The organism is Nocardioides albertanoniae (genome assembly GCF_006716315.1).
In the GTDB taxonomy this organism is placed as follows: domain Bacteria; phylum Actinomycetota; class Actinomycetes; order Propionibacteriales; family Nocardioidaceae; genus Nocardioides; species Nocardioides albertanoniae.
This window is the reverse complement of record NZ_VFOV01000001.1, coordinates 1,386,585-1,408,675: the sequence shown is the minus strand read 5'-3', so window position 1 is coordinate 1,408,675 and position 22,091 is coordinate 1,386,585. Positions and strand designations below refer to the sequence as shown.

The 22,091-nt window shown below is 69.5% G+C and carries 19 protein-coding genes and 1 tRNA gene; 7 read left to right on the top strand and 13 right to left on the bottom strand.

What is annotated here, in order from left to right; genetic code table 11:
- Positions 1-3 precede the first annotated feature (3 nt).
- Complete coding sequence (locus tag FB381_RS06720) at positions 4-1,332, top strand: sunset domain-containing protein (protein WP_141779576.1); 1,329 nt, start codon at positions 4-6, stop codon at positions 1,330-1,332.
- A 142-nt stretch (positions 1,333-1,474) separates the two neighbouring features.
- On the opposite strand, the gene prfA is transcribed toward FB381_RS06720, so the two are convergent.
- The 8 genes from prfA to FB381_RS06680 form a co-directional block, all read right to left on the bottom strand.
- Positions 1,475-2,551, bottom strand: a complete 1,077-nt coding sequence (prfA, locus tag FB381_RS06715) for a peptide chain release factor 1 (protein WP_141779575.1) — start codon at positions 2,549-2,551, stop codon at positions 1,475-1,477.
- A 127-nt stretch (positions 2,552-2,678) separates the two neighbouring features.
- Positions 2,679-2,891, bottom strand: coding sequence for a 50S ribosomal protein L31 (rpmE, locus tag FB381_RS06710; protein WP_141779574.1), 213 nt, complete (start codon positions 2,889-2,891; stop codon positions 2,679-2,681).
- Positions 2,892-3,056: 165 nt separating this feature from the next.
- On the bottom strand, positions 3,057-4,844 hold the full coding sequence (gene rho / locus FB381_RS06705; protein WP_141779573.1) for a transcription termination factor Rho: 1,788 nt from the start codon (positions 4,842-4,844) through the stop codon (positions 3,057-3,059).
- Positions 4,845-5,044: 200 nt separating this feature from the next.
- Positions 5,045-5,974 carry a homoserine kinase gene (gene thrB / locus FB381_RS06700; protein ID WP_141779572.1) on the bottom strand — a complete coding sequence of 310 codons (930 nt, stop codon included), beginning with the start codon at positions 5,972-5,974 and terminating at the stop codon, positions 5,045-5,047.
- A gap of 6 nt (positions 5,975-5,980) precedes the next feature.
- Complete coding sequence (gene thrC / locus FB381_RS06695; protein WP_141779571.1) at positions 5,981-7,051, bottom strand: threonine synthase; 1,071 nt, start codon at positions 7,049-7,051, stop codon at positions 5,981-5,983.
- A gap of 1 nt (position 7,052) precedes the next feature.
- Positions 7,053-8,366 (bottom strand): homoserine dehydrogenase, encoded by a 1,314-nt coding sequence (locus FB381_RS06690; RefSeq protein WP_141779570.1) that lies wholly within the window; start codon positions 8,364-8,366, stop codon positions 7,053-7,055.
- A gap of 85 nt (positions 8,367-8,451) precedes the next feature.
- Positions 8,452-9,396 carry a zinc-binding dehydrogenase gene (locus FB381_RS06685; protein WP_141779569.1) on the bottom strand — a complete coding sequence of 315 codons (945 nt, stop codon included), beginning with the start codon at positions 9,394-9,396 and terminating at the stop codon, positions 8,452-8,454.
- Positions 9,397-9,451: 55 nt separating this feature from the next.
- Positions 9,452-10,114: a hypothetical protein gene (locus FB381_RS06680; protein WP_141779568.1), complete on the bottom strand. Its 663-nt coding sequence runs from the start codon at positions 10,112-10,114 to the stop codon at positions 9,452-9,454.
- 105 nt (positions 10,115-10,219) lie between these two features.
- Here FB381_RS06680 and FB381_RS06675 point away from each other — a divergent pair, with 105 nt between their 5' ends.
- Positions 10,220-10,789: a hypothetical protein gene (locus FB381_RS06675; protein ID WP_246087991.1), complete on the top strand. Its 570-nt coding sequence runs from the start codon at positions 10,220-10,222 to the stop codon at positions 10,787-10,789.
- Between the two features lie 21 nt (positions 10,790-10,810).
- Here the strand turns inward: FB381_RS06675 and lysA are convergent, their stop codons facing one another.
- Positions 10,811-12,199, bottom strand: a complete 1,389-nt coding sequence (lysA, locus tag FB381_RS06670; protein ID WP_141779566.1) for a diaminopimelate decarboxylase — start codon at positions 12,197-12,199, stop codon at positions 10,811-10,813.
- A gap of 120 nt (positions 12,200-12,319) precedes the next feature.
- Positions 12,320-13,984: an arginine--tRNA ligase gene (gene argS, locus FB381_RS06665; protein WP_141779565.1), complete on the bottom strand. Its 1,665-nt coding sequence runs from the start codon at positions 13,982-13,984 to the stop codon at positions 12,320-12,322.
- A gap of 85 nt (positions 13,985-14,069) precedes the next feature.
- On the opposite strand from argS, the gene FB381_RS06660 reads away from it, so the two are divergent.
- The 4 genes from FB381_RS06660 (at position 14,070) to FB381_RS06645 (ending at position 15,617) form a co-directional block, all read left to right on the top strand.
- Positions 14,070-14,142, top strand: a tRNA-Arg gene (locus tag FB381_RS06660).
- 87 nt (positions 14,143-14,229) lie between these two features.
- Complete coding sequence (locus FB381_RS06655; protein WP_141779564.1) at positions 14,230-14,835, top strand: acetoacetate decarboxylase family protein; 606 nt, start codon at positions 14,230-14,232, stop codon at positions 14,833-14,835.
- 48 nt (positions 14,836-14,883) lie between these two features.
- Entirely contained in the window at positions 14,884-15,231 is a 348-nt protein-coding gene (locus FB381_RS06650; RefSeq protein WP_141779563.1) for a VOC family protein, read from the top strand.
- Between the two features lie 158 nt (positions 15,232-15,389).
- Positions 15,390-15,617 (top strand): MazG-like family protein, encoded by a 228-nt coding sequence (locus FB381_RS06645; protein ID WP_211352341.1) that lies wholly within the window; start codon positions 15,390-15,392, stop codon positions 15,615-15,617.
- A 4-nt stretch (positions 15,618-15,621) separates the two neighbouring features.
- Here the strand turns inward: FB381_RS06645 and FB381_RS06640 are convergent, their stop codons facing one another.
- From FB381_RS06640 to FB381_RS06630, 3 genes are all read right to left on the bottom strand, one after another.
- Complete coding sequence (locus tag FB381_RS06640) at positions 15,622-16,383, bottom strand: lysophospholipid acyltransferase family protein (RefSeq protein WP_141779561.1); 762 nt, start codon at positions 16,381-16,383, stop codon at positions 15,622-15,624.
- Between the two features lie 69 nt (positions 16,384-16,452).
- Complete coding sequence (locus FB381_RS06635) at positions 16,453-17,406, bottom strand: LCP family protein (protein ID WP_141779560.1); 954 nt, start codon at positions 17,404-17,406, stop codon at positions 16,453-16,455.
- Complete coding sequence (locus FB381_RS06630) at positions 17,403-18,074, bottom strand: hypothetical protein (protein WP_141779559.1); 672 nt, start codon at positions 18,072-18,074, stop codon at positions 17,403-17,405. The genes FB381_RS06635 and FB381_RS06630 overlap by 4 nt, the downstream gene beginning before the upstream one ends.
- 219 nt (positions 18,075-18,293) lie before the next feature.
- Here FB381_RS06630 and FB381_RS06625 point away from each other — a divergent pair, with 219 nt between their 5' ends.
- Positions 18,294-22,082 carry a multifunctional oxoglutarate decarboxylase/oxoglutarate dehydrogenase thiamine pyrophosphate-binding subunit/dihydrolipoyllysine-residue succinyltransferase subunit gene (locus FB381_RS06625; protein ID WP_211352340.1) on the top strand — a complete coding sequence of 1,263 codons (3,789 nt, stop codon included), beginning with the start codon at positions 18,294-18,296 and terminating at the stop codon, positions 22,080-22,082.
- Positions 22,083-22,091: the final 9 nt, after the last annotated feature.

Genomic DNA, 22,091 nt, shown 5'->3' with positions numbered 1-22,091 from the left:
CCAATGTTGAAGTGGCTCCTGCTGCTTGCCCTGATCCTCGTCATCGCCATCTTGATCTGGTTCTTCTTCGGTCGGCCGATCCGCAAGGACGCCAAGGCCGCTCACCGCGCGGACAAGACCAACCCGGCCACCGAGGCGACCACTGCTCCCGTTGCCGCACCCGTCGCGGCCGCCGCTGTCACCGAGGCGCCCGCCGAGTCGCCCGCCGAGGCTCCGGCCGAAGCGCCCGTGAGCGCGGCGGCCGAGGCCGCGCCCGCCGCCACGGAGACTGCTGGCGACGACGCGAGCTCCACGGACGCGACCGCCGACGAGACTGCGACCTCGGCCGACGCGACCGCTGATGTCGACGCGACCTCCGCCGACGATGTGGCCGCCACGTCCGAGACCACCACGTCCGAGGCCGCCACGTCGGATGCCGGGGCCGCCACCGCGACCAGCGAGACGACGACCTCGACCACCCCCGACGCCCTCTCCGGCGACTCGGCCTCGACCACCGCGACCGACGACGCCGCCGACGAGGAGACGCCGATCGCCTCTGCCGCCGAGGCCCAGGTGGCGGAGGCGCAGAGCACCGAGTCCGCGCCGGCCACCGCGCCGTCGGCTGCGGAGACCGACGGCGAGCCCACGCTCGCCACCGGCTCCGGGAGCACCCCCGAGACCGGCGCCGTCACCGAGGCCGCCGAGTCCACGGCACCCATCGAGACGACGCCCACCGAGACGACGCCCACCGCCGAAGCCACGTCGGAGCCTGCTCAGGATGCTCCGGCCGCCGCGGCCGCCACCTCCGCGACCACCTCCGCGACCACCTCGGAGACCGCCACCAAGGCCCCCAAGAAGGCCAAGGCTGCCAAGAAGCCCGCCGCCACCGGCGACGCTCCCTACGCCGGCGCCGTGCGACCCGCGGCCGACGGCAGCAGCTCGGATCCTGCGTACACGATCAAGGGCAGCAGCGGGAAGAAGTACCACACCGAGGCCAGCCCCTACTACGGCCGTACGAAGGCGGCCGTCTACTTCGACACCGAGGAGTCGGCCGAGGCGGCCGGGTTCGTGGGGGCCAGCAGCGACTTCTACCAGCGCGGCAAGAAGCCCGCTGCCGGCGCCGAGAAGGCTCTGCCGCCGGCGAGCAGCTTCGGCGCCGGCAGCGCCGACCCGCTCGGCGACGGCTCCAGCCCGCACCCCTCCTATGTCGTGAAGGGCAACGTCCGCAAGGACGGCGAGAAGCGCTACCACACCTCCGCCAGCTCGGCCTACAAGCGCACGCAGGCCGAGGTCTGGTTCGACAGCGAGGAGTCCGCCCAGGCCGCCGGGTTCGTCGCGGGCTTCACGAAGTAGGGCACCACAGCAGCACACAAGCACGAGGGCCGCAGTCACATGGTGACTGCGGCCCTCCTCGCTTCTACCCTCATCCGGCGTGCAGACCGAGATCCTCGCAGGCACCATCGACCCGTCGAAGGACCTCGGCGGCACATCGCCGCTAGGAGTCCAGGGAGGCCAGACGGGCTTCCAGGTCGGCGTCGACCGCGCTGGAGATGACCGGCTCCAGGGCACCGTCGAGCACCTGGTCGAGGTTGTAGGACTTGTAGCCCGTGCGGTGGTCGGAGATGCGGTTCTCCGGGAAGTTGTAGGTGCGGATGCGCTCGGAGCGGTCGACGGTGCGCACCTGAGAGCGACGGGCGTCGGAGGCCTCCGCGTCGGCGGCGTCCTGAGCCGCCTGGAGCAGGCGCGAACGGAGCACGCGCAGGGCCTGCTCCTTGTTCTGCAGCTGCGACTTCTCGTTCTGCATCGAGACGACGATGCCGGTCGGCACGTGAGTGATCCGGACCGCGGAGTCGGTGGTGTTGACCGACTGGCCACCGGGCCCCGAGGAGCGGTAGACGTCGATGCGGAGGTCGTTGTCGTTGATCTCGACGTCGATCGGCTCGGCCTCGGGCACCACGAGCACGCCGGCCGCCGAGGTGTGGACGCGGCCCTGCGACTCGGTCACCGGCACTCGCTGGACGCGGTGCACGCCGCCCTCGAACTTCAGCAGCGCGTACGGCGCGCGGCCAGGCTCCGGGTTGCCCTTGGCCTTCACGGCGACGGTGACGGACTTGTAACCACCGAGGTCGGACTCGTTGGCGTCGAGGAACTCGAGCTTCCACCCCTGGGTCTCGGCATAACGGGTGTACATGCGCAGCAGGTCGCCGGCGAACAGCGCGGACTCCTCCCCGCCTTCACCCGACTTCACCTCGAGGATCGCGTCCTTGTCGTCGGTGGGGTCGCGGGGCACCAGCAGCCGGCGGAGCCGCTCCTCGGCCGCCTCACGGTGGGGCGCGAGCGCCTCGGCCTCCTCGGCGAAGCCGGGGTCCTCCCCCGCCAGCTCACGGGCAGCGTCGATGTCGTCACCGAGCTGCTGCCAGTCGCGGTAGGCGTCGATGATCGAGCTCAGCTCGGCGTACCTCTGGTTGAGCTTCTTCGCCAGGCGCGCGTCGGCATGCGTCTCCGGCTCGGCGAGCCGCTTCTCCAGCTCGGCGTGCTCCTCGATGAGCCCCTCGACCGCTTCAAACTGCATGTGTTGCGCCTCCGCTTCGCTCCGGCGGGGACATCTCCGCCCAGGAGTGGTTGTTAGAACCGAGTGTCGTCCCTGAAACGCGCCAGCGCCGGCCACCTGCAGTGCAGGGGCCGGCGCTGAGAGGTCGCTACTTGTTGCGCTTGCCGAAGCGGGCCTCGAAGCGAGCCACGCGGCCGCCGGTGTCGAGGATCTTCTGCTTGCCCGTGTAGAACGGGTGGCACTGCGAGCACACGTCGGCGCGGATGGTGCCGCCGTCGATGGTGCTGCGGGTGGAGAACGAGTTGCCGCAGGTGCAGGTGACCTGGGTCTCGTTGTAAGTCGGGTGGATGTCGGACTTCATGAGGTTCCTCTCAAGACATGGGCTCCGGGTCGCCGCCGCAGGTTGCGGGACGTGAACCGGCACCGAGGATTCAGTGTATGTGAACGTCTGGGGCCGCCAATAATTCCCGGCGGCCCCAGACGACAGCGCGCGCCGCGCTGCGCGCGGTCACTCGCTACGGCCGGCTCAGCCCTTGGAGATCTGGTTGAGCAGCAGCATGTTGGTCGGCGAACCGGTGACCTTCTCGGCGAGCACCGAGGCCGCCTTGGCTCCCTCGAGAGTCGCGAGCGACTTGCGCAGCTTGCGCACCGCGTCACCCTCGCCACCGGCGAAGAGCAGGTCGTCGCGGCGGGTGCCCGACGCCTGGACGTCGATGGCCGGGAAGATGCCCGCCTCGGCGAGATCCTCGCGCAGCCGCAGCTCGAGGTTGGCGGTGTCCTTGAACGCCTCGAAGATGATCTCGTCGGTCTTCGAACCGGTCTCGACGGCCGCAGTGGCGAGGATGGTCAGCGAGCCGCCGTCCTCGACGTTGCGGGCCGCACCGAAGAACCGCTTGGTCGGGTAGAGCGCCGCGGAGTCGACGCCGCCTCCGAGGATCCGGCCCGAGGCCGGGACCGAGAGGTTGTACGCCTTGCCCAGGCGGGTCAGACCGTCGAGCAGGACGACCACGTCGTGACCGAGCTCCACCAGGCGCTTGGCCCGCTCGATGGCCAGCTCGGCGACCACGGTGTGGTCGGCCGGCTGCCGGTCGAAGGTGGAGGCGATCACCTCGCCCTTCACGCTGCGCTCGAAGTCGGTGACCTCCTCGGGGCGCTCGTCGACGAGCACGACCATCAGGTGGCACTCGGGGTTGTTGGCGGTGACCGCTCCCGCGATCGCGCTCAGGACCGTCGTCTTGCCGGCCTTGGACGGCGAGGCGATCAGGCCGCGCTGGCCCTTGCCGATCGGGGCGACCAGATCGATGACCCGGCCGGTGACCGAGTCGGGACCGCCCTCGATGCGCAGCCGCTCGTCGGGGTGGACCGGGGCGAGCTTGTCGAACTCGACACGGTGCTTGGCGACCTCGGGGTCGGCACCGTTGACCGAGTCGATGCGCACCATCGGGTTGTACTTCTCCTTGCGCTCGCCCTCACGGGGCTGGCGCACCTGGCCGACGATCGCGTCGCCACGGCGCAGGCCGAGGCGCTTGACCAGAGACAGGGAGAGGTAGACGTCGTCGGGCCCGGGCAGGTAGCCGGAGGTGCGCACGAAGGCGTAGTTGTCGAGCACGTCCAAGATGCCGGCCGCGGGGACGAGCACGTCGTCCTCGAGCACGGTCGTGTCGGGCTCGCCGCGACCCGGACGGCTGCGGTCGCGGTCGCGACCGCGACGACGCCGGTTGCGACGGCTGCCGCCCTCGTTGTCGTCGTCGTTGTTGTCGTCGTTCGAGTCGGAAGGCTTGTCCTTCTTCGGCTCGTCGTTCTTCTTCTCAGCCTGCTGGTCGGCCTTGGCGGGGCCCTTGTTCTGGTTCTGGCCCTGGTTGGAGCCGCCACCCTGGTTGGGGTTGCCGCCCTTGTTCTGGTTCTGGTTGCGCTGGCGGCGCTGACGCTGACCGCCTTCGTTGCCCGACTCGGACGTCTCGGCAGACTTCTCCGTCTGCTTGTCGGCGGGCTTCTCGGCAGCCTGCTTCTCGGCAACCGGCTTCTCGGCCTGCTTGTCGGTCGGCTTGTCGGCCTGCTTCTCCGCGGGCTTCTCGGCGGCGGCCTTCTTGGCGGCAGGCTTCTCGGCTTTATCCGCGGCGGGCGCCGACTGCGCACGGCTGCCCTGGGCAGCCTTGATCGCATCGATCAGCTGGGCCTTCTTCATCGAACTGGCACCGGCGATGCCCATGCCGTTGGCCATCGCCTTGAGGTCAGCGAGGAGCATCCCGCCAAGGCCACCGCGCTTCTTCGGGGCGTTCGGCTCCGGGGCGGCGGATTCCATGGTCTCTGTCACGTGAGTCCTTTCCCACGTATCGCCGATCGGCGTACGACACCGACGGCTCGATTGTCAGAACCCCCGACGGGCCGATGTGCCAAACGATGTGGCACGACGCGCTGGGGGGATAGCACATCCTGTTGGCCTGAACGGCCAGGTGGATATGCGCTCAGGCTAACACGCACCGACCCCGTGGCTGCAGGGCCCTAGAGCCCAATTCAGAGGATGCGTACGCCGTCGATGTCGACGTTCAGCGAGTGGCAGGTCCAGCCTGCCGGACAGCGCGCGGCGAGCTTGGTCGTCTCCGCCGACTCGACCCCGCTGCTGAAGGCCAGGACGGTGGGACCGGCACCGGAGACGATCGCCGCGACACCGTCGGCGCGCAGCTCGTCGACCAGGGCGAGCGACTCCGGCATCGCGGGCCGGCGATACTCCTGGTGGAGGAAGTCGCGGGTGGCCCGGTAGAGGTGCTCGGGAGCGTCGCTCAGCGCTGCGACCAGCAGGGCCGAGCGCCCCGCGTCGGCAGCCGCGTCGGCGTGCGGCACGGTCTCGGGCAGCAGCCCGCGCACGGTCTTGGTCTCCACGCCGACGACGGGCACGAACACGACGACGCTGATCCTCGGGTCGACGGCGGTGCGCACCGCGAAGCAGTGCGTGGCCGAGCCGGTCGGCGAGGCGTCGTCCTCACCGGCGATCGTGAAACCGCCGTAGAAGGCGGGCGCCACGTTGTCGGGGTGACCCTCGATCTCGGCCGCGGTGCGGAAGAGCGTGTCGTCGTCGAGGATCAGCTCGCCGCCGGCGACCAGGGCCCGCGCGAGCACGAGACCACCGATGATCGCGGCCGAGGACGAGCCCATGCCTCGAGCGTGCGGGATCCGGTTGCGACAGTGGAGCCTGAGCCCCGGCGGCTGCTTGCCGATCACCTCGAACGCGGCTCGCATCGAGCGTACGACGAGGTGGGACTCGTCGAGCGGCACGCTGCCCTCGCCCGCGCCCTCGACGGTGACCTCGAGGCCCTCGCTGGTGAGGATCTCGCCGGTCAGCTCGTCGCGGAGATCGAGCGCCAGACCGAGCGAGTCATAGCCCGGACCGAGGTTGGCGGAGGTGGCCGGGACGGTGACGGTGACCGGGCCTTCGACGAACGTCATGCTCGCTCAGACGAGCCCGGCGGCGGCAGCGGCGGCCTCGATGTCGGCCTCGATGACCACCTCGGGCAGCTCACCGAAGAACTCCAGCGCGGTGGCGGTGTCCTTGAGGCCGTGACCGGTGACGGTGATGACCGTGGTCGCCCCGGCGTACGTCTCCCCCGACTCGAGGTCGGCGAGCAGGCCGGCGACGCCGGCCGCCGAGGCGGGCTCGACGAAGACACCGTCGTTGCGGGCCAGCTGCGCCTGCGCGGAGAGGATCTGGTCGTCGGTGAGCGAGCGGAAGCGCCCGCCCGACTTCGACGCGGCGGCCTCGGCGAGCTGCCAGGAGGCCGGGTTGCCGATGCGGATCGCGGTCGCCTTGGTCTCCGGGTGCTCGACCGGGTGACCGAGCACGAGCGGCGCGGCACCCTCGGCCTGGAAGGCACGCATGACCGGGGTCTTGGTGGCCTGACCGGCCGCTGCGTACTGCTCGTATCCGAGCCAGTAGGCCGACAGGTTGCCGGCGTTGCCGATCGGCATCAGGTGGTAGTCGGGGGCGTCGCCGAGGCGGTCGACGACCTCGAAGGCGGCGGTCTTCTGACCCTCGAGGCGGACCGGGTTGACCGAGTTGACCAACGCGACCGGGTAGGTGTCGGCGAGCGCGCGGGAGAGCTTGAGGCAGTCGTCGAAGTTGCCGCGCACCTTGACCACCTCGGCGCCGTGGACCAGCGCCTGGGCCATCTTGGCCGCGCTGATCTTGCCGTTGGGCACCAGCACGACCGGGGTGATCCCGGCCTTGGCCGCATAGGCCGCCATCGAGGCGCTCGTGTTGCCGGTGGAGGCACAGACGACGGCCTTGGCACCGTCGTGGACGGCGACGGAGATGGCCGCGGTCATGCCACGGTCCTTGAACGATCCGGTCGGGTTCTGGCCCTCGACCTTCAGCCACACCTCGCCCTTGGTGGCCGAGGAGAGCCACTCGGAGTGGACCAACGGGGTGCCACCCTCGCCGAGCGTGACCGCCGGGGTGCCCTCGGGGATGTCGAGGAAGCGTCGATACTCCTCGACCACTCCACGCCACTGCTTGGTTTCGGCCATCTCAGACTGCTCCTTCTACGCGCATCACCGAGGCGACGTCGCGGACGTACTCCATCTCGCGCAGGTGCTGCACGGTGGCCGCGAGCGCGGCATCGGGGGCTTCATGGGACACCACGACGAGCTGGGCATCGGCGCCGCGGCCCTCCTGGCGTACGGCGTTGATCGAGACGCCGTGCTCGGCGAAGTCGGTCGCGACGGCGGCGAGCACGCCGGCCTTGTCGGCCACGTCGAGGCTCACGTGGTAGCGGGTGACCGTGTCGCCCATCGGGCGCACCGCGCGGTCGGCGTAGGCGGACTCGCCGAAGCTCCGCATGCCGAGCACCTTGTGGCGCGCCATCGTGACCAGGTCTCCCAGGACAGCGCTCGCGGTGGGCTCACCGCCGGCACCCTGGCCGTAGAACATCAGGTCACCGGCCGAGTCGGACTCGACGAAGACGGCGTTGTAGGCGCCGCGCACGGTCGCCAGCGCGTGGCTGCGCGGGATCATCACCGGGTGCACGCGGACCGAGACCTCGTCGCCGTCGAGCTCGGCGATCGCGAGCAGCTTGACGACGCTCCCCATGGCCTTCGCGCTGGCGACGTCACCGGCGGTCACCTCGGTGATGCCCTCGCGGTAGACGTCGCTGGCGGTGACTCGGGTGTGGAACGCGAGCGAGGCCAGGATGGCGGCCTTGGCGGCCGCGTCGAAGCCCTCGATGTCCGCGGTCGGGTCGGCCTCGGCGTAGCCCAGCTCCTGGGCCTCGGCGAGCGCCTCCTCGAAGCCGGCACCGTAGGTGTCCATCTTGTCGAGGATGTAGTTGGTGGTGCCGTTGACGATGCCCATCACCTTGGTGACCTGGTCGCCGACCAGGCTGTCGCGCAGGGGGCGCAGGATCGGGATGGCGCCGGCGACAGCGGCCTCGTAGTAGAGGTCGGTGCCTGCCTTCTCGGCGGCCTCGTAGAGCGTCGGGCCGTCTTCGGCGAGGAGGGCCTTGTTGGCGGTCACGACACTGGCGCCGCTCTCCAGCGCCTCGAGGATGAGGCCGCGGGCCGGCTCGATGCCGCCGATGACCTCGACCACGAGGTCGACGTCGTCGCGGGCGACCAGGCCGTGCGCGTCGGTGGTGAGCAGGTCGGCGGGCACCTCGACGTCGCGGGGCGCGTCGAGGCGGCGTACGGCCACGCCCCTGATCTCCAAGGGCGCACCGACTCTGGCGGCGAGATCCGCGTCGCCCTCGAGCAGGAGCCGGACCACCTGAGACCCGACCACGCCGCAACCGAGGACGGCGACGCCCAGGGGTTCGACAGCGCGTGCGGTCGTCTTGTTGCTGCTCACGCGCCCAGGGTATCTGGGACCTGCCCCCGGCTCCGACTTCCGCTCTGTGCGCGGACACCTGGACGCCGCTCGTGCTCGGCCAAGCTCAGGGAAGGAGCACGACCTTGCCGCTGGTCTCCCGGTTCTCGAGCGCGCGATGGGCGGCTGCCGCGTCGGCCAGCGGGAAGGGGGAGCCGACGTAGGGCTTCCGGGTGCCGTCGGCGGCAGCCGCGAGCGAGGCCTGCTCGAACTCCTTGATCCGGCCCTGGATGCGAGGACCGAGGATGTCGATGATCTTCGCCGCACCCTGATAGCCGTGCTGGTCGCCGGAGAAGCGCACCATCCGTCCGTCGGGGTCGAGAGCCGAGTGCACCCGGCGGGGTTCCTCACCCCCGAGCCCGTCGAGGAGCACGGTCAGGCGCGGCTCCGCGGCACGCAGAGCGTCGAGCCAGCCGTCGCTGCGGTAGTCGATCACCGTCTGCGCGCCGAAGCCACGAGCGATCTCGAGCTTGGCCGCGGAGCCGGCCAGTCCGACGGCACGAGCACCTGCGTTGCGGACGCCCTGGAGCAGGATCGCACCCATACCGCCCGCCGCGGATGTGACCACGACGACGTCGTCGGGGGTGATCTCGGCGGCCTCGAGCACTGCCGCCGACGTACGCCCGGTGCCGATGGCCGCCACCGCCTCGGGTGCGCCGAGGCCGTCTGGGCGGCGGTATAGCTGGGTCTGGTCGGCGATCGCCAGCTCGGCGTAGCCGCCGCTGCTGCCCGGGCCGAGGTGGGCGACGACCTTCGCCTGCTCCCAGGCCTCGTCGACGCCCTCGCCGATCGCGTCGACCACTCCGGCGACCTCGCGACCCGGGGTCATCGGCAGCTCGGGCCTCGGCATCGTCGGCGGGAGGTCACCTGCTCTGATCGAGGTGTCGAGGCGGTGTATCCCCGCGGCTTCCACCCGGATGCGCACCTGGCCCGGGCCCGGCACCGGGTCGGGCACCTCCTCGATGCTCAAGACCTCAGGGCCGCCGAACTCGTGCTGTCTGATCGCTCTCATATGCCAAGCCAACATGCTCAAGCTGACTTGAGGTCAAGGTATTTCCGGGATCGGCTCAGGAGAGCTCCGGCAGCGGGCGGAGCACCGCGGCGACATCACGAGCCAGGCGTACGCGGCGGAGCAGCTCCTCCGCGTCGGGCTCGACGTCGGTGGTGATGGTGATCGCGTCGGACCTCGCCACCACCCACAGCCGCTCGTCGACGACGTGGCTGGCGAACCGCGACAGCGCCCGGGCGTGCTCCTCGTCGGCCGCGATCACCGCCCCGTCGGGCGTGTTCACGTTGGTCTTGGCACGAAACTCGGGCGGGAAGAAGACCGGCGTGGAGACCCGGCCGGTGCCCGAGCTGCCCGAGCCCGGGGAGAGGCCGATCATCGCGCGGGTCTTCGGCAGATGCGCGGGCACCCGCACGACGACCCAGCTGGCCGGTCGCCACGGGCCACGCTCGGCGGACGCCTTGCCGTGCCAGTACTCCACCAGGATCCCGTCGCAGGTGCCGTCGACGACGAGGTCGCACCGCTCCGCGCGTACGTCGGGGCCCAGCACCTCCCAGCGCACCGGCCGCTGCGCGGCAGCCTTGCCGCTCACCACCGGCCAGCCGAACGTCTCCGCGGCGCTCGTGACGCTCCCCCGTCGCTCCCGGGTCAGACGGGCGGCGGAGACTCGCGGCGCCGTGGCCGGCGTCGCACGCTGTCCTTCTGAGTAGACCCCGCGAGGCATGGCGCCATCGTAGGCTTCCGGAGCCCCGAATTTCAGGAGGGCGAAACCGGATTTCGTACGCAGCCCGCTGCCGCGCCGCCGACGAGGCGGTTTGATGGGTGGGTGATGTTCCCCAACGCCGACCTCGAACGCATCCGCACCGGCGAGGTCGATCTCGCCTTCCGCCGCTGGAAGCGGCCGATGCACGTCGCCGGCGGCCGGCAGCGCACCCGGATGGGGGTGATCGAGTTCGTCTCCGTCTCGCGCGTCTCCCCCGACGCGCTCACCGAGGAGGACGCACGCCGGGCGGGCACCACGCTCGACGCGTTGCTGGCATTCCTCTCCCGCAAGGACGGCGACGCCTACCGGATCGAGCTGCGCCACGCCGGCGACGACGAGCGGGTCGCGCTGCGCGCGAAGCGACCGGGGAAGAAGGAGACCGCCGCGCTGGTCGCGAAGCTGGCCGACATGGACCGCCGCAGCCGCCGCGGCGCGTGGACCCGGGAGCATCTCGAGCTCATCGAGGCCCGGCCCGCCGAGCTGGCCGAGACAGTCGCGGCCTCGATCGGGCGGGAGAAGAAGCCGTTCAAGGCCGACATCCGCCGCCTCAAGGAGCTCGGACTGACCGAGTCGCTCGCCGTCGGCTACCGCCTCTCACCGCGGGGGCGGGCGGTGCTGCGGGCGTTGCGTTCCTGAGACCTCGGCGTTCCTGAGATCTCAGCCGAGGTCGGTCGCGAACAGATCCGCCTCGGTCTCCCGTCGCACGATGACCCGCGACTCCCCGTCACGCACCGCCACGACCGGTGGACGCAGGGCGTGGTTGTAGTTGGAGGCCATCGAGCGCCCGTAGGCGCCGGTGCCGGGCACCGCGATCAGGTCGCCGGGGGCGATGTCACCGGGCAGGAACTCGTGCTTGACCACGATGTCGCCCGACTCGCAGTGCTTGCCGACCACGCGGCCCAGCACGGGCTCGGCCGACGAGGCCCGGCCGGCGAGCGTGGCGGAGTAGTCGGCGTCGTAGAGAGCGGTGCGGATGTTGTCGCTCATCCCACCGTCGACGCTGACGTAGGTGCGGGTGACGCCACCGTCGAGCGCGACCTCCTTGACCGTGCCGGCGGTGTAGACGGTGCACATCGCGGAGCCGACGATGGCGCGCCCCGGCTCGATCGAGAGGTGCGGCACCGCGAGGCCGTAGCCACGGCACTCGTGCTCGACGATCGCGGTCAGCTCCTCGGCCAGCGCCTTGGGGTCCGACGGGTCGTCCTGGGTGGTGTAGGCGATGCCGAAGCCACCACCGAGGTCCATCTCGGGCAGCTCGGTGCCGAGCTCGTCGCGGATCCGCGTCTGCAGCGCCAGCACCCGCCGGGCAGCGACCTCGAAGCCGGAGGAGTCGAAGATCTGGGAGCCGATGTGGGAGTGGAGCCCGAGCAGCTCGACGCCGGGGGCGTCCAGGAGGCGGCGTACGGCCTCGAAGGCGTCGCCCGACGAGATCGAGAGACCGAACTTCTGGTCCTCGTGGGCGGTGGCGATGTATTCGTGGGTGTGCGCCTCCACGCCGGCCGTGACCCGCACCATGACACGCGCGGTCATCCCGGTCTCGGCGGCGATCGCGGCGACCCGGTCGACCTCGTCGAAGGAGTCGACGATGATCCGGCCGACGCCGGTGACGATCGCGCGGCGCAGCTCCATCGGGGTCTTGTTGTTGCCGTGATAGCCGATCTTCGCGGGGTCGACCTCGGCGCGCAGCGCCACCGAGAGCTCGCCGTCGGAGCAGACGTCGAGGCAGAGCCCCTCCTGCGCCACCCAGCGCGCCACCTCGGTGCACAGGAACGCCTTGCCGGCGTAGTAGACGTCGTAGCCACTGAACGCGTCACGGAACGCGCGAGCGCGCTCGCGGAAGTCGACCTCGTCCAGGACGTACGCCGGGGTGTTGACGTTGGCGACCAGGTCGGGCAGCGCGACGCCGCCGACGGCGAGCACACCGTTGGCATCCTTGGCGGCGGTCGCCGACCACAGAGCCGGCACCAGGGCGTTGACGTCTTCGGGCTCACGCAGCCACACCGGCGACGTCCCGGTGAAGCCACCGGGCGAAACATGCGAGTTCATTGCCCGCTCCTCTCCTCACGCCGAGTCGGCGCGTCCTGACACGTTTTCATGCCGAGTCGGCTGGTCATGACGAGCCGACTCGGCATGAGATCCGGTCAGGACGAGCCGACTCGACGGTGGTCACATCCGCTCGGGGGCCGATACGCCGAGCAGGCCGAGGCCGTTGGCGAAGACGGTGCGGGCCGCGGAGACGAGCGCCAGCCGGGCCAGGTTGACCGGGGCCACCGGCTCGTCGCCCTTGGGCAGCATGCGGCAGTCGTCATCGTCGTACCAGCGGTGGAAGATCCCGGCGGTGTCTTCCAGGTAGCGCGCGACCCGGTGGGGCTCACGCAGCTCGGCGGCGGTCGCGACCACGCGCGGCAGCTCGGCCAGCGCGCGCAGCAGCTCGCCCTCGCGCTCGTGGACGAGCAGCGACGGGTCGAAGGTGTCGAGGTCGATCGCCATGCCATGGTCGGCGGCGTTGGCCATCATCCGGCAGGTGCGGGCGTGGACGTACTGCACGTAGTAGACCGGGTTGGCGCTGTCGGCCTTGGCCCACAGGTCGAGGTCGATGTCGATGTTGGAGTCGCTGGAGTAGCGGGCCAGCGCGTAGCGGGCCGCGTCGACGCCGATCGCCTCGACGATGTCGTCGATGGTGACCACGGTGCCGGCGCGCTTCGACATCCGCATCGGCTGGCCGTCCTTGAGGAGGTTGACCATCTGGCCGATCAGGATCTCGAGGTTCTCGTGCGGGGTGTCGCCGAAGGCGGCGCACATCGCCATCATCCGGCCGACGTAGCCGTGGTGGTCGGCGCCGAGCATGATGAAGCAGCGGTCGAAGCCGCGCTCGCGCTTGTCGAGGTAGTAGGCGAGGTCTCCGGAGAAGTAGGCCCCGTTGCCGTCGGCCTTGATGACGACACGGTCCTTGTCGTCACCGAACTTCTCGGTCGCCAGCCAGATCGCGCCGTCCTTCTCATAGACGTTGCCGAGCTCGCGGAGCTTCTCGATGGCGCGGTCCACGGCACCGGACTTGTGCAGGTTGTCCTCGTGGAAGTAGACGTCGAAGTCGACGTTGAAGTCGTGCAGGCTCTTCTTGATCTCGGTGAACATGAGGTCGACACCGATCTCGCGGAAGACCTCCTGCGGGTCGTTGCTCTCGAGGGCGTCCGGGCGCTTGGCCAGCACCTGCTTGGCGATCTCCTCGATGTACGCCCCGCCGTAACCGTCCTCCGGCACCGGCTTGCCCTGCGCCCAGGCGAGCAGCGAGCGGGCGAAGCGGTCGATCTGGCCACCATGGTCGTTGAAGTAGTACTCCCTCGTGACCTCGGCGCCGGAGGCCTCCAGCACACGGCCCAGCGCGTCACCGACCGCGGCCCAGCGGACACCACCGAGGTGCAGCGGGCCGGTCGGGTTGGCGGAGACGAACTCCAGGTTGATGGTGTGGCCGGTGAACGTCGTGTTGTTGCCGTAGGTCTCACCGGCCGCGACGATCTCGCCCGCCAGCTTGCCCTGGGCGCCGGCCTCGACGGAGATGTTCAGGAACCCGGGACCGGCGATCTCGATGTCGGCGATCCCGTCGCTCTCCTTGAGCTTGGCGGCGATCTGCTCACCCAGCGCGCGCGGGTTCATGCCCGCCTTCTTGGCCAGCTGCAGCGCCACGTTGGTGGCGTAGTCACCGTGCCCCTTCTGTCGGGGTCGCTCCACCGTCACAGTGCTCGGCACGCCGTCGGGAAGGGTGATCGCACCCTCATCGACGAGCGCGGTGAGGACATCGACGACCGCGGTGGAAAGCTGCTCAGGAGTCACAAGGTCCAGCGTATAAGCGCCAGTCGGATTCCCCCTTATCCGTCCCAGCCTGTAGGGTTCCCACTGCACTGCTCAGGCAGTGCACGCCTCCGTAGCTCAGGGGATAGAGCGCCGGTTTCCGGTACCGTAGGCCGCAGGTTCGATTCCTGCCGGGGGCACAGATGAAACCGCTGGGTGACCAGCGGTTTTTTCATTTCGTGGACCGCCGGCATGCAAACTCGGGATAGAACGTGTTTCATGGATGCATGGCGACCTATCCCCCAGCCCCTTGGCACATGCACGGCTCGATGTGGCTCTCGGTCTATCGACTCGCCCACGACGTCGACGAGCGGCACCCGAAGGGCATCTACGCCGTCGCGCTGGTCGACTACACCGAGCCGAGCCCGCTGACCTATCACGAGCTTCTGTCCGCGCGAGTGATCACCGCGTCCAACGGAAAGAAGGCGGTGAGCGTGGTCGACATCTGGGTCGACTCCCCCGACTCCGTCGCCGGCGGCCGTACGTTGTGGGCGATCCCGAAGGGGCTGGCGAAGTTCGGCGGTGAGGCCTCCACGAAGGGGCCGCTCGCGACCCACACCTGGGAGACGAGCCACGACGACGGGCCGATCGCGACCGCCCGGTTCAGCGATGTCACCCAGCTCGCCCCGCGCCTGCCGATGCAGGGCGGCGTCGAGCAGCCGGGCATCGAGGAGCACCCCGACACGGCCTGGCTCACGATGGAGGGCAGCGCGAAGCTCCTGCCCGCTCGCGGCAGCTGGACCTTCGACCCCGACGGCCCGCTCGCCTACCTGCGCGGGGCCACCAAGGTCGGATCGTTCCGCGGCAAGGGCTTCCAGGTCGCCTTCGGCTGAGTCGCGCGCGAGCGGAAGTGTCGGTGGTCGCCGGTAGCGTCGCCGGGCATGAACTCCATGCGCATCGACTACCTCGAGCTCGCGGTCACCGACCTCCCGCACGCTCGCACCTTCTACGAGTCGGCCTTCGGCTGGTCGTTCAACGACTACGGCGGGATGTACGCCGGCGTCGTCGGCCCCGACGGCGCTGGTGAGAGCGGTGGGATGTATCCGTCCGAGACGCCTGTCGCGCCGCTCCCCCTGATCCGCACGACCGACCTCGAAGCCGCGGTGGCGGCCGTCGAGAAGGCCGGTGGCACCATCGCCGAGCCGCCCTACGACTACCCCGGCGGGCGTCGTTTCATCTTCACCGATCCGGCCGGAAACCGCCTCGGGGTCTACCAACCGGCCGAGTAGACAGATATCTAGGGGTCGACCGGATTGCGAGAACAGCCCTAGACTCCGATCGCATGACCGACGCTACGCCGGCTCTGCTCGCGAATCTCTCGCGGTGGCTCGATGAGTCCCAGGGTGATCGCGACGCGGAGGCCGTTCTCTGGGGGAGAGTTGCGAAGGTGAGCGAAGAAGCCGGCGAGGCGATCGCCGCACTCATCGGAGCCACCGGCCAGAACCCCCGTAAGGGCATCACCCACACCTACGACGATGTCGTCGACGAGCTCCTCGACGTCGCGATCACCGCGATGACCGCTGTCGAGCACATCACCGGCAACGACGCGAAGTCGCTCGACATGTTCCAGGCGAAGGTCGGCGCCGTCGCCGAGCGCGCCGGCGTCACGACCTAGCCCGCTACGACTTCTTCTTCGCAGCCTTGCGCTCGGCGCGGAGGCGGCGCTCCTCGGCGTACATCGCCTCGGCCTCCTCGAGCGTGGGCGCCGAGCCGCCGTAGGCCTTCGGCAGCCACCACGACCCCGGAGGCTGCTCCTCGGCGGGGTGGGCCTTGATCAGCCGGTCGAGCATGGCCTCCATCCGCGACTTCAGCTCCGCGGTCTCGGCGGCAGGGTCTTCACCGGTCACCGGCAGCGGGGCACCGATCTCCATGCCGATCGTCTTGTGACGCGAGAGGTCGATCTTCTTCCCCTTCGTCAGGATCCGCTGGGTGCCCCACAGTACGACCGGGATCAGCGGCACACCGGCCTCGGCGGCGATGCGGACCGTGCCGGTCTTGAGCTCCTTGATCAGGAACGAGCGCGAGAGGGTGGCCTCGGGGAAGATGCCGACGATCTCGCCGTCCTGGAGGTAGTCGACAGCCTTCTTCATGCCGGCCGCGCCATAGCTGCGGTCGATAGGGATGTGGTGGAACGAGCGCATCACCGGTCCGCCGACCGGGTGGTCGAAGACCTCCTTCTTGGCGATGAACCTGGTCAGCCGGCCGCGGTCGGCGCCCGGGACGCCGGCCATGATGTAGTCGACGAAGGAGAGGTGGTTGACGGCCAGCAGCGCACCGCCCTTCTCGGGGATGTGCTCCTCGCCGGTCATGTTGATCGTGATGTCACCGAGCTTGAACCAGGTGCGAGCGGCGGCGATCGTGACCGGATAGCTGATGTCCATGGCCGAATGGTGCCATGCCCGTACGAACGGTCGTGGGCCAGTCCGCGGTCGAAGCCGGCCGACCGGGGCTCAGCCCCGGCAGCCCCGGTTGAGCCGGCCGTCGCGACGCGCGTCATTGCCCATCGCCTTGGCTGCGCCGACGTTGGGGAAGACGACGCTGGCGGCGCCGGCGTTGCCGATCCCACCAGGAACGACGCAGGTGCGGATCTTGCCCGGGTTGATCGCGGCGACCGCGTTGGCGAGCTGGTAGAGGTCGCGACCGGAGACGCCCGAGGTGTGCATCTTCTTCATCACCAGCGATACGCCCTTGGCCATGAACCCGACGTCATGCTGGCGGGCCACGACCTTGCGGTGGATGCCGCGCAGGATCCGCGACTGGTTGGCCGAGCGGTCGAAGTCGCCGTTGGCCAGCCCGTGACGGGCCCGGGCGAAGTCGACCGAGTGGGGGCCGTTGATGTGGATCCGGCCCTTCTTGAAGCCGTAGGGGGCGACGTAGGAGTCGGTGAACGCGCGGGGGTTGTCGACGTCGACGCCGCCGATGCCGTTGATCATGTCGCTCGTGCCCCAGAAGGAGGAGACGAAGACGTAGTGCGGCTGCACCCCGACCATGTTGCCGACCGCGCGGCCCATGGCCTTCGGGCCACCGTTCAGCAGAGCCGAGTTGATCTTGTCGCGCCCCTGGCCGGGGATGTTGACGTAGGAGTCCCGCGGGATGCTGATGTCGGTCGCATACCCGGTGGACGGGTTGAAGCCGACCAGGTGGAGGGCGTCGCCGCGGGTGCGGGTGACCTTCTGGCCGGGACGGGCGTCGGAGCCGACGGCGAGGATCCAGATGGTGCCGCCCTTGCCGGTGAACTTGCCGACGTCGAGACCCTTGGCCCATTTGGTCGCGATCAGCTCGGCGCGCGGCTCGGTGACCTGCGCGTCGGGCACCATCACCGCGGTCAGGGCGAGCACCACGCCCAGCGCGAGCGTGGTCAGGAGGCGGTGACGGAGGGAGGCGAGGGCGGTGAGGTTCTTCATGACTTGTCTCCCGACGAGCTAGGCGACGCGGAGGCAGAGGCCGGCTTCGCCAGCTTCTCCTCGCGGGTGATGTCGAAGCCGAAGACGGCCCAGGAGGTCTCGGTCGGCACCATGTCGAGGGTGCCGCGCACGGTCTGGCGCGACTTCCGCTCGCCGTCGGTGTCGTAGACGAGCTGCACGCGCGCGAGCGCACCGACCGGGTAGTTGTTGCTGGCCAGCAGGTCGACGTGCACGTCGCTGGAGACGACCTTGACGCCGTCGATGTGCGGGGCGATCGTGGCGTTGCTCATCAGCGACATCTGCTTGCCGGCCTGGCTGATCGCGCCCTGGGAGAAGCCCGGGAGCGACTTGGCGGAGAAGGTCGAGGTGGCGCGCGGATAGTCGCCACCGACGTACGCGGCCTGCAACCAGCGGTCGACGACCTTGGCCACGTTCGTGGCCGCTGCCTGGCGGCGGTTCTTGGGGAACTTTCCCTGCACGTGGATGAGCTTCGCCTCGGACTGCACCGTCGGCGGCGGCGTCGGTGACGGGGAGGGCGAGGGCGCCGACTTCTCGGAGTCTCCGCCGCAGCCGGCGAGCGCCATCGTGCCGCTCAGAATCGCCGCCGTGAGTGCTGCTGCGGCACGCCGGCCGATCGGCCGGCACCGCTTGGAAATACTGCTCGCCATCTGGGGAATCCGCCTCGTCGACCTGCTCTGGGACCGGGCCACTGTACGCACATCGACCCGGGTTGCAACCTCGGCCGGCGGATAACGCAAGATGTGGGACGGATTACAACCTGTCCACAGGTGCGGCCAGCATCGGGCATTTGCGTGTCCGGGGGGATAGCCTTGCGCGTGGGCAACCATTTCTTACTGTGCGAAAATTCGGAAGAGGCGAATCAAGCCGTGTCCTCAGGCACCCCGTCCCCCAACACTGCCGACATCCCAGCGGAATTCGGCGCCAACGAGTGGCTGGTCGAGGAGATGTACGACCAGTACACGAAGGATCCCAGCAGTGTTGACCCCGTGTGGGTGAAGTTCTTCGAGACGAACGGACAGCCCGGCGCATCACAGAACGGTGCGATGGCACCGGACGCGCCCGCCGCCAAGTCGTCGACCACGTCGTCCGCCCCGGCAGCGCCCGCGGCCAAGGCTCCGGCGGCCGCTCCCGCCGCCAAGTCTCCCGACTCCGCCGCGCCGACGACGCCCGCCTCGCCCGAGGCGCCCGCGGCCAAGGCCGCCCCCGCGCCGAAGGCCAAGCCGCGGCCCCCGGCCGAGGCCGCCGAGCCGGCTCAGGGCACCTCCAAGCCGACGCCGAAGGACGCCCCGAAGCCGACCGCGGTCGCCGTCGGTGACGAGCCGACCTACACCACGCTGCGCGGCATCGGCGCCGCCACCGCGAAGAACATGGACGTCTCGCTGAGCGTGCCCACCGCGACCTCGGTGCGCAACATGCCGGTCAAGCTGCTGTGGGACAACCGCACCGTCATCAACAACCACCTCAAGCGCGCCCGCGGCGGCAAGGTCTCCTTCACCCACCTCATCGGCTACGCCATCATCAAGGCGATCAAGGCGATGCCGGCGATGAACAACACCTTCGAGGAGATCGACGGCAAGCCGACCCAGGTCACCCCGCCGCACATCAACCTCGGCCTGGCCATCGACCAGCAGAAGAAGGACGGCACCCGCCAGCTCGTCGCTCCCTCCATCAAGGGCTGCGAGCTGATGGACTTCGCCGGCTTCTGGACGGCCTACGAGGAGATCGTCCGCAAGGCCAAGGACAACAAGCTGTCCATGGCCGACTACTCCGGCACCACCGTCAGCCTGACCAACGTCGGCGGCATCGGCACCAACAACTCGGTGCCGCGGCTGATGCAGGGCCAGGCCGCGATCATCGGCGTCGGCTCGATGGACTACCCGCCCGAGTTCCAGGGCGCCTCCAACTCGGCTCTGGCCAAGGCTGCGGTCTCGCGGATCATGACGATGACCTCGACCTACGACCACCGGGTCATCCAGGGTGCGCAGTCGGGCGAGTTCCTCGCCACCGTGCACAAGCTCCTGCTCGGTGAGCACGACTTCTATGACGAGATCTTCGCGTCGCTGCGGATCCCCTACGAGCCGATCCGCTGGAACCAGGACATCGACACCACCCACGACGACCAGATCTCCAAGCAGGTCAAGGTCGGCGAGATCATCCACGCCCACCGGGTGCGCGGCCACATGATGGCCGACACCGACCCGCTCGAGTACAAGCAGCGCAGCCACCCCGACCTGCAGATCGAGTCGCACGGGCTGACCCTGTGGGACCTCGACCGTGAGTTCCCGGTCGGCTCCTTCGCAGGCGGCCGCAAGCCGTTCATGAAGCTGCGCGAGATCCTCGGTGTGCTGCGCGACTCCTACGTGCGTACGACCGGCATCGAGTACATGCACATCCAGGACCCCGAGCAGCGCCGCTGGATCCAGGACCGGATCGAGCTGCCCTACGACAAGACGCCGCGTCAGGAGCAGCTCCGGATCCTGTCGAAGCTCAACGAGGCCGAGGCCTTCGAGACCTTCCTGCAGACCAAGTTCGTCGGCCAGAAGCGGTTCTCGCTCGAGGGCGGCGAGACCGCGATCCCGGTCATCGACGAGGTCTGCGAGGCCGCCGCCGAGGCCGGGCTCGACGAGGTCACGATCGGCATGGCCCACCGTGGCCGCCTCAACGTGCTCGCCAACATCGTCGGCAAGTCCTACAACCAGATCTTCCGCGAGTTCGAGGGCAACATCGACCCGCGTACGGTGCAGGGCTCGGGTGACGTGAAGTACCACCTCGGCGCCGAGGGCGAGTTCCTCTCCGACCTGGGCGACAAGATCAAGGTCTCCGTCGCAGCGAACCCGTCCCACCTCGAGACCGTCGACCCGGTCCTGGAGGGCATCGCCCGCGCCAAGCAGGACGTGCTCGACAAGGGCTCGGCCTTCTTCCCGGTGCTCCCGCTGCTCGTCCACGGCGACGCGGCGTTCGCGGGTCAGGGTGTGGTCGCGGAGACGCTCAACCTCTCCCAGCTGCGCGGCTACCGCACCGGTGGCACCGTCCACCTGGTCATCAACAACCAGGTCGGGTTCACCACCTCCCCGGGTTCCTCGCGCTCCTCGCTCTACGCGACCGACGTCGCGCGGATGGTCCAGGCGCCGATCTTCCACGTGAACGGTGACGACCCGGAGGCCTGCGTACGCGTCGCACGGCTCGCCTTCGAATACCGCCAGGCGTTCAACAAGGACGTCGTCATCGACCTCATCTGCTACCGCCGTCGCGGTCACAACGAGGGCGACGACCCGTCGTTCACCCAGCCGATGATGTACGACCTGATCGAGCAGAAGCGCTCGGTGCGCAAGCTCTACACCGAGTCGCTGATCGGTCGTGGCGACATCACGATCGAGGAGGCCGAGCAGGTGCTGGCCGCCTACCAGGCTCGCCTGGAGCAGGTCTTCACCGAGGTCCGCGAGGCCGACAAGATGCCGCAGGCGTGGGAGACCGTGCCTGACTACCCGGAGAAGCCGGCCGGCGAGACCGTCACAGCGATCACGACCGACGTGCTGAAGCGGATCGCGGACGCGTTCGTCACCCCGCCGGAGGGCTTCACGGTCCACCCGAAGGTGATGCCGCAGCTGCAGCGTCGCGCGACCCAGATCTCCGACGGTGGCATCGACTGGGGCACCGGCGAGATGCTCGCGTTCGGTTCGCTGCTGCTCGACGGCCGCCCGGTGCGGCTGGCCGGTCAGGACTCGCGCCGCGGCACGTTCGTGTCCCGCTTCGCGACCATGATCGACCGCAAGAACGCCGACGAGTGGACGCCGCTCAACAACCTCACCGAGGAGCAGGCGAAGTTCTACGTCTACGACTCGCTGCTCTCCGAGTACGCCGCGCTCGGCTTCGAGTACGGCTACTCGGTCGCCCGCCCGGACGCCCTGGTGATCTGGGAGGCGCAGTTCGGCGACTTCGTCAACGGCGCGCAGTCGGTGATCGACGAGTACATCTCCTCCGGCAAGACCAAGTGGGGACAGGACTCCGGCGTCGTCCTGCTGCTGCCGCACGGCTACGAGGGCCAGGGTGCCGACCACTCCTCGGCACGTATCGAGCGGTTCCTCACGCTGTGCGCCGACGAGGCGATGGTCGTGGCTCAGCCGTCGAGCCCGGCGTCGTACTTCCACCTGCTGCGCCAGCACACGCTCGGCGAGGAGCACCGTCCGCTGATCGTCTTCACCCCGAAGTCGATGCTGCGCCGCAAGGAGGCCGCCGCGCAGGCAGCAGACTTCACCTCGGGCTCGTTCCAGCCGGTCATCCCCGACACCGAGGCAGACGCCTCCAAGGTCAAGACCGTGCTGGTCGTCTCCGGACGCCTCACCTGGGACCTCACGGTGGAGCGCAAGAAGCGCGAGCGCGACGACGTCGCGATCGTCCGCGTCGAGCAGCTCTACCCGTGGCCGACCGAGCAGCTGGCCACCGAGCTCGCGAAGTACCCCGACGCCCGCGTGAAGTGGGTGCAGGACGAGCCTTACAACCAGGGCCCGTGGCCGAGCTACTACCTCAACGTGGTTCCGCAGCTGGACCGCGAGGTGGAGCCGATCACCCGCGAGGCCTCCTCCACCACCGCCGTCGGCACCATCAAGCGGCACACGGCCGAGCAGAAGGAGCTCATCGAGCGCGCCTTCGCGTGATCTGAGAGC